The sequence below is a fragment of the Microbacterium sp. ZW T2_14 genome (assembly GCF_044987405.1).
GTDB lineage: Bacteria > Actinomycetota > Actinomycetes > Actinomycetales > Microbacteriaceae > Microbacterium.
In genome coordinates this window covers 1-15,590 of the sequence record NZ_JBJDRK010000057.1, presented here as the reverse complement: position 1 = coordinate 15,590, position 15,590 = coordinate 1, and the positions used below count along the sequence as shown (strand labels likewise).

13 protein-coding genes are annotated in these 15,590 nt (G+C 70.0%); 8 read left to right on the top strand and 5 right to left on the bottom strand.

Features of this window, described 5'->3' with window-relative positions:
- Positions 1 to 132 precede the first annotated feature (132 nt).
- A complete protein-coding gene (locus tag ACI3KY_RS16680) occupies positions 133 to 585 on the bottom strand; it encodes a GNAT family N-acetyltransferase (protein ID WP_194414262.1) in 453 nt (150 codons plus the stop codon).
- Between the two features lie 212 nt (positions 586 to 797).
- On the opposite strand from ACI3KY_RS16680, the gene ACI3KY_RS16675 reads away from it, so the two are divergent.
- Positions 798 to 3,014: an NADP-dependent isocitrate dehydrogenase gene (locus ACI3KY_RS16675; protein WP_404931267.1), complete on the top strand. Its 2,217-nt coding sequence runs from the start codon at positions 798 to 800 to the stop codon at positions 3,012 to 3,014.
- Positions 3,015 to 3,088: 74 nt separating this feature from the next.
- On the opposite strand, the gene ACI3KY_RS16670 is transcribed toward ACI3KY_RS16675, so the two are convergent.
- On the bottom strand, positions 3,089 to 5,461 hold the full coding sequence (locus ACI3KY_RS16670) for a L,D-transpeptidase family protein (protein WP_404931266.1): 2,373 nt from the start codon (positions 5,459 to 5,461) through the stop codon (positions 3,089 to 3,091).
- Between the two features lie 220 nt (positions 5,462 to 5,681).
- On the opposite strand from ACI3KY_RS16670, the gene ACI3KY_RS16665 reads away from it, so the two are divergent.
- From ACI3KY_RS16665 to ACI3KY_RS16635, 7 genes are all read left to right on the top strand, one after another.
- Positions 5,682 to 6,872, top strand: a complete 1,191-nt coding sequence (locus tag ACI3KY_RS16665) for an ROK family protein (RefSeq protein WP_404931265.1) — start codon at positions 5,682 to 5,684, stop codon at positions 6,870 to 6,872.
- Between the two features lie 135 nt (positions 6,873 to 7,007).
- Positions 7,008 to 8,342: an extracellular solute-binding protein gene (locus tag ACI3KY_RS16660; RefSeq protein ID WP_404931264.1), complete on the top strand. Its 1,335-nt coding sequence runs from the start codon at positions 7,008 to 7,010 to the stop codon at positions 8,340 to 8,342.
- Between the two features lie 78 nt (positions 8,343 to 8,420).
- Positions 8,421 to 9,401, top strand: coding sequence for a carbohydrate ABC transporter permease (locus tag ACI3KY_RS16655; protein WP_404931263.1), 981 nt, complete (start codon positions 8,421 to 8,423; stop codon positions 9,399 to 9,401).
- Positions 9,401 to 10,318, top strand: coding sequence for a carbohydrate ABC transporter permease (locus tag ACI3KY_RS16650; RefSeq protein WP_404931262.1), 918 nt, complete (start codon positions 9,401 to 9,403; stop codon positions 10,316 to 10,318). Before ACI3KY_RS16655 ends, ACI3KY_RS16650 begins: the two co-directional genes overlap by 1 nt.
- Positions 10,319 to 10,361: 43 nt before the next feature.
- Positions 10,362 to 11,336, top strand: coding sequence for an ROK family protein (locus ACI3KY_RS16645; RefSeq protein ID WP_404931261.1), 975 nt, complete (start codon positions 10,362 to 10,364; stop codon positions 11,334 to 11,336).
- 8 nt (positions 11,337 to 11,344) lie between these two features.
- Complete coding sequence (locus ACI3KY_RS16640; protein WP_404931260.1) at positions 11,345 to 12,124, top strand: glucosamine-6-phosphate deaminase; 780 nt, start codon at positions 11,345 to 11,347, stop codon at positions 12,122 to 12,124.
- 16 nt (positions 12,125 to 12,140) lie between these two features.
- Positions 12,141 to 12,896, top strand: a complete 756-nt coding sequence (locus tag ACI3KY_RS16635; RefSeq protein WP_404931259.1) for a hypothetical protein — start codon at positions 12,141 to 12,143, stop codon at positions 12,894 to 12,896.
- A gap of 22 nt (positions 12,897 to 12,918) precedes the next feature.
- Here the strand turns inward: ACI3KY_RS16635 and ACI3KY_RS16630 are convergent, their stop codons facing one another.
- The 3 genes from ACI3KY_RS16630 to ACI3KY_RS16620 all read right to left on the bottom strand — a co-directional run.
- Entirely contained in the window at positions 12,919 to 14,310 is a 1,392-nt protein-coding gene (locus ACI3KY_RS16630; protein ID WP_404931258.1) for an FAD-binding oxidoreductase, read from the bottom strand.
- Positions 14,307 to 14,699 (bottom strand): YrdB family protein, encoded by a 393-nt coding sequence (locus ACI3KY_RS16625; protein ID WP_404931257.1) that lies wholly within the window; start codon positions 14,697 to 14,699, stop codon positions 14,307 to 14,309. The genes ACI3KY_RS16630 and ACI3KY_RS16625 overlap by 4 nt, the downstream gene beginning before the upstream one ends.
- A 23-nt stretch (positions 14,700 to 14,722) precedes the next feature.
- Positions 14,723 to 15,590, bottom strand: an 868-nt coding sequence (locus ACI3KY_RS16620; protein WP_404931256.1) for a hypothetical protein, incomplete at its 5' end; no start/stop codon positions are given.

Here is a 15,590-nt window from a genome sequence, read left to right as displayed (position 1 = left end):
AGCGTTTCGACGCTGCCCGAGAAGGCGACGAGGCCTCGATGGGGGAGGGGTATTCGAGGCCCCGCCGCCGGTCTCTGAGCGCCCGGCGGGCGCAATGTGGGGAAAGTGCTCGGGTGATCGGGCGGCTGTACGTCAGAGACGAATCTCTGCGATGACCTCACCGTACTCGGTCTCGCCGACCGGTGTGAAGCCCACGCGCTCGAAGAATTGCTGCGGACCTCCCTCGCCGGCCTCATAGATGACGCAGACGTGGTCCATGCCGCGGTTGCGGGCCTCTTCGATGAGCCCCTTCACGGCGAAGCGGCCGACGCCGCGGCCCTGGTCGTCGGCGTCGACATTGATGCGCCACAGCACCGAGCGGAAGTGCTCCACCGGGTCGTCGGGGTCGAAGTTGCCGCTCACGAAGCCGACGACCTCCTCGCCGTCCAGCACGACGCGCTGCCACGTCGTCTGCGGGTTCACGACGGTGGCGGCGATGCCGTAGCTGACGGGGGAGAGGTACTCCTCCTGGCCGGGTTTCAGCGACATATTGTTGACCGCCACGATGGTCGCGGCGGAGAGTTCGACGAGTCGCAGATCACCCATGGGCCCAGGCTAGCCCGGATGACGACATCCGGCATCGTGCGGGTCGCGGATTAACACGGTGTTCATACGCGGACGTCCGCACGGCCCCCGAGTGCGCCGCAGCGCCGGAACCCCGGAAACACGGCCCCGGGGCGGGTGGAGATCTCTCGACGTCGAGATATATCGAGGGCTTGCGATAGGCTGATGGCCGACCCGTGAGAAGGACGTGACTGGTGACCGATTCGACCATCATCTACACCTATACCGACGAGGCACCGGCCCTCGCGACCGCATCATTCCTGCCGATCGTGCAGGCCGTCACCCGCCAGGCGGGGGTGCACGTCGAGACGCGCGACATCTCGCTCGCCGGCCGCATCCTCGCGGCGTTCCCGCAGAAGCTGACGCCCGAGCAGCAGGTCGGCGACGCGCTGGCCGAGCTCGGCGGGCTGGCCACGCTGCCGGAGGCCAACATCATCAAGCTGCCGAACATCTCGGCATCGATCCCCCAGCTGAAGGCCGCGATCGCCGAGCTGCAGTCGCAGGGCTACGACATCCCGGACTATCCGGACGATGCCCAGACCGTCGAAGACAAGGACGTCCGTGCGCGGTACGACCGGATCAAGGGCTCCGCGGTCAATCCCGTGCTCCGCGAGGGCAACAGCGACCGCCGCGCGCCGCTCTCGGTGAAGAACTACGCGCGCAAGCACCCGCACCGCAACAAGCCGTTCCCGCAGGGTTCCAAAACCCGCGTCGCCACCATGGGGCACGACGACTTCCGCTCGAACGAGAAGTCCTTCGTCTCCGCCGGCGACGATGTGCTCACCATCCAGCACGTGGCCGCCGACGGCACGGTCACCGAGCTCAAGACCGGGCTGAAGGTGCTGCCTGGCGAGATCATCGACGCGACCTTCCTCTCGGCCGCCGAGCTCGACGCCTTCCTGGCGCAGACGCTGAAGGATGCCGCGGCAGACGACGTGCTCTACTCGGTGCACCTGAAGGCCACCATGATGAAGGTCAGCGACCCGATCATCTTCGGCCACGTCGTCAAGGCGTACTTCGCGGATGTGTTCGAGAAGTACGGCGACAAGATCGCCGAGGCGGGTCTGACCCCCAACGACGGCCTCGGCGCGATCCTCGCCGGCCTTCCGTCGGTCGAGGGCGGCCAAGAGATCGCCGCGGCCATCACGGCCGACCTCGAGCGCGGGCCCCGCCTCTCGTACACGAACTCCGACAAGGGCCTCACGAACCTGCACGTCCCCTCCGACGTGATCGTGGATGCCTCGATGCCGGCGCTCATCCGCAACGGCGGCAAGCTCTGGGGCGTCGACGGCGGCGAGGACGACACTCTCGCCGTCATCCCGGACTCGTCGTACGCCGGCGTCTTCCAGACGGTCATCGACGACGTCAACGCACACGGTCCGCTGGACCCCGCCACGATCGGCTCGGTGCCGAACGTCGGCCTCATGGCCCAGGCGGCCGAGGAGTACGGCAGCCACGACAAGACGTTCGAGATCGCCGCCCCCGGCGTCGTGCAGGTGCGCAACGCCGCCGGCGATGTGCTGCTCGAGCACGACGTGCAGCCCGGTGACATCTGGCGCGCCACGCAGACCAAGGACGTCGCCATCCGCGACTGGGTGAAGCTCGCCGTCACTCGCGCCCGCGCGAGCGGCGCGCCGGCGGTGTTCTGGCTCGACGAGACGCGCGCGCATGATGCCGAGCTCATCGCCAAGGTGAAGACCTACCTCGCCGACCACGACACCGAGGGCCTGACGATCGAGATCCTCGCCCCGGCCGCGGCGACGCAGTACTCGCTCGACCGCCTGCGCAAGGGTGAGGACACGATCTCGGTCACCGGCAACGTGCTGCGCGACTACAACACCGACCTCTTCCCGATCCTCGAGGTGGGTACGAGCGCCAAGATGCTGTCGATCGTCCCCCTGCTCTCCGGCGGCGGACTGTTCGAGACCGGCGCGGGGGGATCGGCGCCGAAGCACGTGCAGCAGCTGGTGTCCGAGAACTACCTGCGCTGGGACTCGCTCGGCGAGTTCTTCGCGCTCGCTGCCTCGCTCGAGCACCTCGCGGACTACACCGGCAACGTCAAGGCGCAGGTGCTGGCCGACACGCTGGATGCCGCGACCGGCACGTTCCTCGAGAACGACAAGTCGCCGGGGCGTGCGCTCGGCACGATCGACAACCGCGGCAGCCACTTCTACCTGACCCTGTATTGGGCCCAGGAGCTGGCGAAGCAGCAGGCCGACCCGGAGCTCGCGGCGACGTTCGCCCCCGTGGCCGAGGCGCTGGCCGGGGCCGAGGAGCAGATCGTGCAGGAGCTCGTCGCGGTGCAGGGCGCACCCGTCGACATCGGCGGCTATTACCGCCCGGATGCCGAGCTCGTGACCGGCGTGATGCGTCCGTCCGCCACGTTCAACGCGGTGATCGACGGTCTCTGACCCGCACGACATGAGAAGAGCGGATGCCCCGGCCCGGGACATCCGCTCTTCTCATGCGGTTCGAACGCGGCGCGTCACGACTGCACGCGCACCTCGGTGCCGTTCGGCGCCCACGAGTAGAGCGACTCCGCCGTGCCGAGGGGCAGGTTGACGCAGCCGTGGCTCATCCGGTTGCCGAAGTTGTTGTGCCAGTACGTGCCGTGGAAACCCTGGTCGCCGTTGAAGTACATCACCCAGGGGACGTCCTTGGTGCAATAGCTGTTGACGGCGTTCGGGTTGTAGCAGAGAGCGCCCATGTCCTGCTCGCGGATGTGCGAGTTGATGCGGAAGTTCCCGGTGTGGGTCGGGGTCGCTGCCGCGCCCGACGAGATGAGGAAGCTGTTGACCAGCTGCCCGTTCTCGTAGATGTAGGTGCGCTGCTCGCTGAGATCGACGACGATGTTGCGCGCCAGCGTGGTCGTGCTCACCGGCACCTCGGCCACCGGCAGTTTGAAGACGGCGTCGCCGGCGGCGAGCTGACCCGCGAAGTCGGCCGCGATGCCGCTGGCGTCTTCGAGCTGACGCCCGGACTGGCCGGCCGCGATGGTCTGGAGCACCTTGCCGCCGGTGTCGGTGATGACGATGGCGTTCTCGGGTGCGCGGTCCACCGCTGCCGCGAGCGTGTCGACGACCGGCTGGATGGCGGAGGGGTCGGCCGTGATCTCGAACTGGTCGCCCTGCGGCGCGATGGAGAGCCAGGATGCCGCGACCGCCCGGTCGACCGGCACCGTGCGCTCGTCGCCGACGTAGAAGCCGACCGTGTCGAGCATGCCGTTGAGCTGCGCGACCGTGGCGTCGGCGGTCTCGCTCGAGATGGCCGCCGGGATCTCGGCGGGAACAGGCTCCACCTGAACGCGCGTCTGACCTGACGTGAAGGCGGCCTGGATCGCCGCCTGAACCGTCGCGACGTCGACGCCGGCACCTGCGACGGCGGGCGTGGCGACGTAGGACGCGGTGGCGGCGTCGAATGCGAGACTCGCGTCGGCCGGTTCGGTGTACAGCTGGGGGGCGGCGTCGCGCAGAGCAGCGGTCGCGGTCGACGCGTCGAGTTCGACCTCGGCATCGTTCGCGGCGAACCACGCCGTCGGGTTCCACATCGGATGCTCGGCGAAAGCGGCGTCTGCCAAAGCCTGGGCGTCCACCTCGGCTCCGAGCTCCGCGCCGGTGATCTCAGCGTCCTCACCCGTGCCGGTCAGCACGACCGTGGTCTCGGCGAGGCGCTGCTCGATGGCCTCGGCGGCAGCACCGGGGGTCATCCAGCCGACAGGCACGCCGGCGACCGCAGTGCCGGGCGCGATCAGCAGCAGCGACGTGACCACGAGGCCGACGACCGTGACGCCTGCGGCGACGCCGATCCACAGCGCCGTGCGCTTCTTCTTGGGCTGGGGTTCTGCTGGTGCCCATGCGTACACCGAGCCATCGGCCTGGGGCTCGGTGGTCGTGCCGGCGGTCGTGGCGGCGGGGGAGGGCGTCGCGACGGCAGGGGCCAGCACAGCGGTGGCGACCGCGACGGTCTTCAGGTCGGCGCCGGAGTCGACAGCGGTCCCGGAGTCGGCTTCGGCCTCGTCGACGGGCGCGGGTGCGAGGTTGCTCCCGTCTTCCGGCTCGTCCTCCGTCGCGGCAGTGGGCGCGGGCGCGGGCTCGGCTTCGGCTTCGGCCTCGGGCTCGCCTTCGGCCTCGGGCGATGCGACGTCTGCGTCCGCGTCGGCGAGATCGGGTTCGAGCTCCGGCGCTGCGTCTTCCTCGGTCGCGGCGTGCTGTTCGACTTCCGCATCCTCCGCGGGTTCGACGTCTTCCGCGACGTCGGCGTCTTCGGTTGCGTCGACGTCTTCCGTGACGTCGGCGTCTTCGGTTGCGTCGGCGTCCGCCCCGGAGATCTCTGCTTCGGACTCGGCCTCATCATGCGCCTCGACGTCGGCCTCGGCCGCAGGCTCGACGCCGGCCACAGCCTCTGCCTCGACGTCGGCCACAGCGTCTGTCTCCGCGTCGGCGTCGGTCGCGTCGGCGTCGGTCGAGTCGGCGTCGGTCGCGTCGGCGTCGGTCGCGTCGGCGTCGTTCTCGGTCGCAGCAGGCTCGGCGTCCGCCGACTCCGCTTCGGACTCAGGTTCGTCGGCTTCAGCCGCTTCGGTCCCGGGGGCGTCCTGGTCCGCGGCCTCGGCGACGGCGTCCGTCGCCTGCGTCTGGGCGCTGTCCGTCTCGCGGTCGTCGAGGACCTCGTCCCCGGCAGCGGGCGCGACGGACTCGTCCGTCACGGCATCCGTATGAGTCACGGCATCCTTCTCATCCATGGCAGACGACGGCTCGGAATCGGCCGTAGCCGTTGCCGCGCTGTCGACGTCCTGCTCGCCCCCCACGGCGTCGTCCTCAGACGGCTTTCCGGCATGCGGCTGGGTCGCCAGATCTGTCACGCCACACCCCCGACTGTGATCAACGCTTCCCCTTATGGTAAGGGACGCGAAGGTCAGGAGTGGTCACGGCCTCATCACGGATGAATCGCCGGTCACAGGCGGAAACCGATGGGGCCCGCCGCGACCGCTTGTGTCCGGTACATCACGGTTTTGTAAAGCATCCGCGCAAATAGGGGTTGCGGGCTTGCGCAATCCGAGTTCGTAAGGTGTACTAACAAACATGTCACCCACGGAAGCGCACCGCGGCCCTTCCCTCGCCGAGCCGCACACCGCGAATGCCCGCGCTTTCACTCCGGGGCGCACTCTGCGTCAGGGAACCAAGGTACTGCCGGAGCACGCGCGCGGTCACAATCGCGCGCTCGTGCTCCAGACCCTGTTCCACCAGGGGGCCATGAGCCGGGCCGACCTCTCGCGCGAGACCGGTCTCACCCGGGTCACGATCTCGGATCTGGTCGCCGAGCTCATCGCCGACGGCTTCGTCACCGAGATGGGCGTGCGCGAGGCGTCCGGCCCCGGAAAGCCCGCGATCCTGGTCGACCTCGACCACGCCGGACACCGCATCGTCGGCCTCGACCTGTCGGGGAGCGACACCTTCATCGGAGCGGTGCTGACGCTGGACGGCAGCATCGTCGTCCGCCGCGAAGTCGCGCTCCCCGCCGATGAGGACGTCGTCTCGACCGTGGTGGAACTGGCTCGTGGACTGGTCGCCGAGTCCCATGCACCCGTGCTCGGCATCGGCGTCGGCACGCCCGGTGTCGTCGACGACCACGGTGTCATCCTCACGGCACCGAACTTCGGATGGGCCGGCTTCGACCTCGAGGGCGCGCTGCGCAGCGCGCTCGGTCTTCCCGTGCTGGTCGCGAACGACGCGAATGCCGCCGTGCTGGCGGAATACACCTTCGGCGGCGCTCCGGACGACGTGCTGCTGGTCAAGGTCGGGCGTGGCGTCGGCTCCGGCCTTCTGCTGGCAGGTCAGCCCATGCGCGGCAGCCGGTTCGCCGCGGGCGAGATCGGCCACGTCACGGTCGGCACCGACGGCGGCCCGCAATGCGCGTGCGGCAAGGTGGGATGCCTCGAAGCGTGGCTGTCCGTCCCCTCGCTGTCGTCGCGGCTGGCCGCGGCATCCGATCCCGAAACCCGCGAAGGGATCCTGCGGGATGCGGGGGAGCGGCTCGGCATCGCGCTCGCACCGGTGGTGGGCGCGCTCGACGTCTCGGAGATCGTGCTGTCCGGTCCCCCTGAACTTCTCGGCGGCTCCCTCGCGGACCAGACCGTCGAGACACTCCGCGCACGCACGCTCGCGCCGTCCGTCGACGAGGGCGTGCGAGTGCGGATGACGGAGCAAGGCCAGGACATCGTCCTGCGCGGCGCGGCCGTCATGGTCCTGTCAGGACAACTCGGGGTGTCCTGACGCAGCGCCATCGCTCCGGAGGTTCCGCGCGGAGCCACTGGTCGCAGAAGCCGGGTCGTTTCCCGGTACCCCGGTTTCCCCGGATGGGTCACCCGGCCCACCCGAACACCAAGAGAACACACGAAGGAAGACACCATGAAGAAGACGCTCGGAGCCGTGGCGCTCATCGGCGCCTCGGCACTGGTGCTCGCCGGCTGCGCCGGTGGGACCACCCCCGGTGGATCGGATGACGCCTCGGGGTTCGACCCCGAAGGCGCCAAGGACCAGAACATCACGTTCTGGGTCATGGGCGGAGACACCCCCGATGAGCTGCGCGAGTACCTGAAGGACGAGTACAAGGACGCCACCGGCGGCACGCTCACGATCGAGGAGCAGACGTGGGGCGACGCGCTCACGAAGCTCGCGAACCAGCTGCCCGACTCCAAGAACACGCCTGACGTGACCGAGATCGGCAACACCTGGTCGCCGACGTTCACCACCTCGGGCGCGTTCAGCGACCTGAGCGGCATCTACGACGACCTGGGCGGCGACGACCTGCTCCAGTCGTTCGTCGACGTCGGCACGGTCGACGGCGCGCAGTACGCGCTGCCGTACTACTTCGGCTCGCGGTACATCACGTACCGCAAGGACATCTGGGAGGCCGCGGGCCTCGAGGTCCCCACGACGCTCGAAGAGTTCAACGAGGACGTCAAGACCCTGCGCACCGCCGACCAGTCGGGCTTCTACATCGGCGGCGAGGACTGGCGCAACGGCGTCTCGTGGATCTTCGCGAACGGTGGCGAGCTCGCGAAGAAGGACGGCGACAAGTGGGTCTCGACGCTGAGCGACGAGAAGACCATCACCGGTCTCGAGCAGTTCCAGGACCTGTTCCAGAACGCCTCGAACGCTCCCGCGACCGAGGATGACAGCACCCCGTGGGTCAACATCAACAACGACAAGACGGGCAACCCGCCGACGGCCGCCACGATCATCGCACCCGGCTGGGCGCACTGGTCGATCGGCGACTTCGTCGAGGAGAAGACTGCTGACGACGGCACGGTGTCTGAGGTGCGCGAGTGGAACGACGACACGTTCGGCGTGTTCCCGCTCCCCGGCACGACCGCGGGCGAGGCGGCTCCCGTCTTCGCCGGCGGCTCGAACGTCGGCATCTCGGCCAAGAGCGAGAAGCAGGCGGGCGCCAAGGAGCTGCTGCGCATCATCTTCTCGGACGAGTACCAGCAGATGCTCGGTGAGAACGGCCTCGGCCCGGCGAACACCAAGTTCGTCGACTCGCTCGGCGATGACATCTTCGCCACGGCGCTCATCGATTCGGCCCTGAACTCGAAGCTCACTCCGGCGGCGCCGGGCTGGGCTGCGGTCGAGGGCCAGAAGATCCTCGAGGAGTTCTTCGGCAAGGTCGCGTCGGGTGGCGACATCCCCGCGCTCGCGGCGGAGTACGACGAGAAGATCGACGCCATCATCAACGGCTGAGACTTTTCAGCAATCCCGGGGTCGCGGACTCGCGTCCGCGACCCCGGTCCCCTGCGAGACCCCCTGAAGGAGGCGGGCATGGCTGTTCCTGCCCCCACCACGCTGAAGCCGAAAGGCAAGCTCCGCGCCGGTCGCGACGTCAGCTCCGACGAATCCGTCGGCGCCCGGCGCCGCATCCCCGTTCCCCTGTTCCTGCTGATCCCCGCGATCGCCATCCTGCTGTTCGGCATGGGCTATCCCGTCGTCTGGCAGATCATCACGTCCTTCCAGAAGTACGGCGCGCTCCAGCAGCTCGGCGGCAAGGCCCCCGACTTCGTCGGCCTCGACAATTACATCGCCGTCGCCACGAGCCCCACGTTCTGGGAGGTCGCGATCCGCTCGGTGATCTTCTGCCTCGTCACGGCGCTGATCACGGTCGTCATCGGCATGGCGCTCGCCCTGCTCATGACCCGCGTGCCCTCGGGCGTGCGCATCACCCTGCAGATCGCCCTGCTGCTCGCCTGGGCCATGCCCGTCGTCGCAGCGATGACGGTGTGGATCTGGCTGTTCGACCGCCGTCGCGGCGTCGTCAACTACCTGCTCGATCTCATCCCGGGCGTCGACATGAACCAGTTCAACTGGATCGGCGGCGAACCCTTCGTCTTCTTCATCGTCGCCTCGATCATCGTGACGTGGATGTCGGTGCCCTTCGTCGCGTTCTCCTCCTACGCCGGCCTGACCCAGGTCTCGACCGAGATGGTCGAGGCCAGCCAGCTCGACGGCGCGACCGGCTGGCAGCGGCTGCGGTTCATCGTCCTGCCGATCATCCGCCCGGTCATCATGATCGTGCTGCTGCTCAACCTGATCTGGGATCTGCGCGTGTTCACGCAGATCACGATGCTCCAGGACGCCGGCTCCAACTCCAGCGACTACGACCTGCTCGGCACGTACATCTACAAGATGGGCGTCGCCGGCCTCAACTTCGGGCAGGGGGCGGCGATGGCGATCTTCGTGCTCGCGCTCACGATCGTCCTCAGCTGGTTCTACATCCGCAGTCTCCTGAAGGAGGACCAGGCCTGATGTCCGCGTCCGCACAACTCGCGCCCACACCGGCGCCGACCCGTTCGGCACCGTCCACGGGCTCCGCCAACGCGCCGAAGCGCCGGCGCCGGGGCTCGGCGGCGACCTGGGGCTGGAGCATCCTGGCGATCCTCGTCGCACTGATCTGGGTGTTCCCGGTCTACTGGATGGTCAACTCGTCGATGCTCTCGTCGGCGACCCTCGAGTCGTTCACCCCCACGTTCCTCCCGTTCGGCGGCTCGTTCGCCAACTTCCGCGGCGTGATCGATGGCTCGTTCTTCGGCGCGCTCGGCATCAGCGTCGCCGTCACACTCATCGCCGTGTTCTTCTGCCTGCTGTTCGCCTTCCTCGCGTCGGTCGCGATCAGCCGGTTCCGCTTCCGCGGGCGCACCACGTTCGTGCTCGCGATCCTGATCATCCAGATGCTGCCCGCCGAGGGTCTGTTCATCGCGCAGTACAAGATGATGAGCGAACTGGGGCTGCTGTCCAACGTGTTCGGCCTGAGCCTTCTCTACATCGCGGCCGTCGTGCCGTTCACGGTGTGGATGCTCCGCGGCTTCGTCACCGGCGTGCCGGCCGAGCTGGAGGAGGCGGCGATGGTCGACGGACTCAGCCGCACCCAGGCGTTCATGCGGATCACCCTGCCACTGCTGGCACCGGGGCTCGTGGCATCCGGAGTCTTCGCCTTCCTGCAGTGCTGGAACGAGTTCACGGTCGCGCTGGTGATCATGAACGCCGAGAACCAGACGCTGCCGCTGTGGCTGCGCGGCTTCGTGCAGCAGAGCTCGAGTCGCGCGATCGACTGGGGCGAGGTGATGGCCGCCTCGACCATCGTCGCGATCCCCGTGATCATCTTCTTCGTGATCGTCCAGGGCCGCATGACCAGCGGACTCGTCGCGGGGGCGGTCAAGGGCTGATGCACATGCAGGACGACGCGACCTCCCGTGGGGAGGTCGGCCGATGAAGGTCGGGCTGGACGTGGGCGGCACCAAGACCGACGCCGTCGCGGTGGACGACGCCGGCGCGATCGCCGGGCGCATCCGCATGGCCACGGGATGGGGTCCGGATGCCGTGACCCAGACGGTCGTGGACGCCGTGCGTGCCCTCGGGACCGAGGCCGGCGTGGACCTCTCCGCCGTGCGGTCGGTGGGCGTCGGCATCCCGGGCCAGATCGAGCCGGGCACCGGTCGGGTCGTGCACGCGGTGAATCTCGGTGTCGACGAGCTCGACCTCGCGCGCACGGTGACCCCGCAGCTGCGCGGCGTCACGCCGCGGCTCGGACTGCCGGTGCAGGTCGAGAACGACGTCAAGGCGGCCGCCCTGGGCGCCCACGCCCTCCATGGCCGCAACGGCTCGCCGGCACCCGGCTCGATGGCGTACCTCAACCTCGGCACCGGGATCGCGGCCGGCATCGTGTCGGACGGCGTCCTGTGGCGCGGCGCGCGCGGCACCGCCGGCGAGGTGGGCCACATCTCGGTCGACCCGAACGGCCCGCTGTGCCGGTGCGGTCAGCGGGGCTGCATCGAGGCGTTCGCCGGCGGTGGCGCGATCGCCGAACGGTGGGCGCAGCGCTCCGCGCTGCCGGTGCGCGACGTGTTCGACGCGGCTGACCAGGGTGATCCTTCGGCCCGGCAGCTGCGAACGGGTCTCGCCCGCGGCGTCGCCGCCGCAGTGCGGGTACTGGTGCTCACCGCTGACGTCGATATCGTGGTGCTCGGAGGGGGTGTGACGGCTTTGGGCGAACGACTGATGACGGATGTCGCAGCCGAACTGTCGGCCAGCGCCGAGGCATCCCCGTTCATGCGCTCGCTGCACCTCACCGACCGGGTAGAACTGCTGCCGCCGGGCTCCCCGGCTGCTGCGCTCGGCGCGGCACTGGTGGGGGCCGAGGGCGACGCCACACACGACGCCGAGGAGGCCCTGGTTCATGGTTGAGAAGTCTCATGGCTGAGATCGTCATCGTCCCCGACAAGGCGGCTGCCGGAGCGCTCGTCGCCGACCACATCGCCGGCCTGCTCCGCGCGAACCCCGAGACCGTCCTGGGTCTTGCCACCGGCTCCACGCCGCTGCCCGTCTACGAGGCGCTGCGTTCGCGCCTCGACGGCGTCGACGTGTCGCGGGTACGCGGGTTCGCGCTCGACGAGTACGTCGGCATCGATCCGGCCCATCCCGAGAGCTACCGCTCGGTCATCACGCGGGAGGTCGTCGAGCCCCTCGGACTGGACCCGTCGCGGATCCGCACGCCGGACGGCACCCCCGAGGGCATCGAGCACCACGGCGAGGAGTACGAGGAGGCCATTCGCGCGGCGGGCGGCATCGATCTGCAGATCCTCGGCATCGGGACCGACGGTCACATCGGCTTCAACGAGCCCGGATCGTCGTTCGCGTCGCACACGCGGGTGAAGACGCTGACCGAGCAGACCCGCCGTGACAACGCGCGCTTCTTCGACAGGATCGAGGATGTCCCGATGCACTGCATCACGCAGGGCCTCGGCACCATCCTCCGGGCACGGCACCTCGTGCTGCTGGCGTTCGGCGAGGGCAAGGCGGCGGCCGTCGCAGGCGCGGTCGAGGGGCCGCTGTCGGCGTCGCTTCCCGGCTCGGCGATCCAGCTGCACCCGCGCGCGACCGTGGTGGTCGACGAAGCGGCAGCCTCGCAGCTCACACGGGCCGACTACTACCGCTACGCGTACGACAACAAGCCGGACTGGCAGGGCATCTGAGCTCTATGCTGACGCCATGACGGATGCCGCCGACGGCGTGACGGTGCCCCCACCCGCTCCACAGGTCTCCGGCGGCGGTGCGTCGCCGGTTGCCCCCGCGCGCCCGAAGTCGGCGGCTGCGCGTCCGGACGGGGTGCGACGCACCCTCATGGTCGGCGGTGTGCTCCTCATCGTGAGCGCCGTCGCCGCGTTCGCGGCGCCGCAGGCGTTCGGGGCGAGCCTCCCGTTCCACTCGATCCTCTACTGGGGCGCCACCGCCGCGTTCTCGGCCGCCGTGCTGGTCTTCGGGGTCGGCGCGGGGCGGGGCGGCAGCATCGTGGCACGACGCCCGCTGGGTGTGACGGCGGCGTTCATCCTGGCGCTGTGGCCATTCGCGGAGCGGGTGCAGACCTGGGCGATGCCCTTCGATGAGGGCACGACGGAGTTCTATCAGGTCTGGGGCTACGTCTCGCTGACCGTGAAGGTCGCGGCGGCGATCGTGCTGGTCGTGCAGATCGCGCGCGCCGGCGTCGTGACCGGACGCGTGCGCTGGGCACCCGCGTGGGCGCTCGCCGCGGTCGTCGTGCCGCAGGTCCTCGCCCAGGTGATGGGGATCGCGATGGGGATCGACCAGAGCAGGACCGAGGCCGACGCGCTGATCCTGCTCTTCGGTCTCGGACAGCTCGCGTCGTTCGCGGCGCCGGTGACCCTCGGCATCCTGGCCATCGTCCTCGCGCAGCGTCGCGCGACGCTGTCCGGCGACCCCGTGCAGATCTATCCGCCTGCGGGCTGACCGCCGTCGCCGTGCGGCGGGCTCAAGGCGCGAAGACCTTGCCGGGGTTGAGGATGCCCTGCGGATCGAAGACGCGGGTGATCTGCCGCTGCAGCTCCCACTGATCCTCACCGAGCTCGTCGGCGAGCCACCGGCGCTTCAGCACGCCCACGCCGTGCTCGCCGGTCAGCGTGCCGCCCAGGCGGAGGGCGGCGCGGAAGAGGTCGTCGGCGGCCGCCCAGATGTGCCCGGGAGCCTCGATCACGCCGAACTCGTCGGGCTCGCCCGCGAAGATGAAGTTGGGGTGCAGGTTGCCGTCACCTGCGTGGGCCACGGTCGGGATGACGATCCCGTGCTCGCGCTCGACACGCGCGATCTCGTCGAACATCGCCGGAAGGGCGCTGCGCGGCACCGAGACGTCTTCGATGAGCGCCGTGCCGAGCGACTCCATGGCCGGGTGCATCGCGCGGCGGATCGCGAGCAGTCGCTCGCCTTCCGCGCGGTCGTGGGAGACGGCCACGTTCCCGCCGGCCGCGCGGAGCACCGTGGCGATCGCCTCGGCTTCTGCGACCGCCGCCGACCCGTCGGCCTGGATCGTGAGCTGCGCGGCGCCCGGTGTGGGCGCGGGCAGCGACAGCAGGCTGTGCACGGCCGCGAGGGACGCGGCATCCATCAGCTCCATGATCGCGGGCTGCGCACCGGCGGCGGTGACGGCAGCGGATGCCTCGGCCGCCGTCCGCACATCGGGGAAGGTGGCGGCGATCGTGCACACGTCGCCGGGCACGAGTCTGCGCAGCTTCAGCGTGGCGCCGACGACGACGCCGAGCGTCCCTTCGGAGCCGATGATCAGCGACGTCAGGTCGAGACCCGTCACGCCCTTGACCGTGCGGTGCCCGAGGTGCAGCAGGCGACCGTCGGCCAGCACCACATCGACGCCGAGGACGGCGTCGCGCACGACCCCGTACTTCGCGCAGAGCAGACCTCCGGCGCCGGTGGCGATGTTGCCGCCGACCGTCGAGATGGCGCGGCTCGCGGGGTCCGGCGCCCACCAGAGGCCGTAGGGCTCGAGGGCGGCGTTCAGCTCGGCGTTGAGGATGCCGGGCTCGACCACGGCGAGGAGGTCGTCGGGGCGCACCTCGAGGATGCGATCCATCGCGCGCACCGAGAGGGCGATCTCGCCGTGCCCGGCGTTGGCGCCGCCGGCGAGTCCGGTGCCCGCTCCGCGGGTGACGACGGGGGTGCCGGTGCTGCTCGCGATGCGAAGGGTGTGCTGCACGTCTGCCACGTCACGGGCATGGACGACGGCGATGGGCTGGCCGGATGCCGCGTGCCCCGACTTGTCGGCCCGTGCGGCGGCGAGGGACTCCGGCGACGTGTCGACGCGGTCGCCGAGTTCGGCGCGCAGCAGGGCGAGCGCGTCGTTGCCCGGAGTCACGACAGGCGCCGGCGGCCGGCGATGAGGCCCGCCGCGACGGCGACGACCCCGAACGCGAGCCCGATCCAGGCGTTGCCCATCGACCACCAGGCGATCGTCGCCGACGCGTAGACGAGGAGTTCGACGATCGCGCGCACGAACGGGTGCACCGCGAACACCGCGCGGGGCGAGACGAACAGCGCCCACAGCACGATCGCGGCGGCCGGGGCGGCGATGCCGGCCACGATGTTCCACGGGAAGGGCCACATCGCGAAGCCCCACAGCGCCAGCGTGCCGAAGGCGAAGATCTCGCAGACGAATGCGACCAGGTCGACCGCCGAGAGCGGCGCCCGGGTTCCCGGCGCCGGTTCGGCAGGCGGGACGGGCGTGACGTGGGGCGTGTCGGACATGGCCTCCAGTCTACGACGGGAGGTCAGTCGGCTGCGGCCTCCGGAACCGGGAGCACAGGGGCCACGGGCGGCTCCGCACGCGCGGGGCCGGCGGTGGCCGCGGCAGCCGGCGCAACCGGTGCCGCGGCGGCCGGCGCGGTGTCCGCTGCCGCAGAGTGGCGCGGCACACCGGCACCCGCTGCGGTCGTCGATGATGCGGGAGGGAGCGATGCGAACGCGAAGGGAGGGATGCCGCGGCTGTCCTGCGTGGCACGCGATGGCGTCCGGTCGCTGGTGCGGGAGTTCGCATCCGCATCGGCGTTCGCCGCAGAGCTGAGGGGGACGGAGGCTCCGTACACGTTCGCTGTGCCGCTGCCGTTCGCCTTGCCCTCGACCTTGCCGCTACCGCCGGAAGGCGTGCCGTTGCCGGTCGTGCCGCCGTTGCCGCTGCCGTTGCCGTTGCCGTTGCCCGTGCCGCCGTTGCCGGTGTTCCCGCCGTTGCCGGTGCCGGTGCCGTTCGTGGGCGTGCCGTTGCCGGTCGTGCCGTCGTTGCCGGTGGTGCCGCCGTTGCCGCCGCCGGTGCCGTTCGTGGGCGTGCCGTTGCCGGTCGTGCCGTCGTCGCCGGTGCTCTCGCCGCCGTCGTTGCCGCCGACGGGGCCGCCCGAAGAGCCGGCGTTCCCGTTTCCGCCGTTCGCGTTCTGCGCTCCCGACCCGTTGCCGCCGGCCTTCTCGCCGTCTCCGCCGCCCTCACCGGGCGTCGTACCGGTGCCTGCGTCGCCACTGTCGACGACCACGGGGATGTCCGCGGGTCCTGGCCCCTCCTCGGGCAGCTCGAGGAGCGGGTCCTGCTCGCTGTCGGTGATCCCGGGTACGCCGGCGGGGGAGAGGGGGGCAGGCTCGACGGTGCTCGTC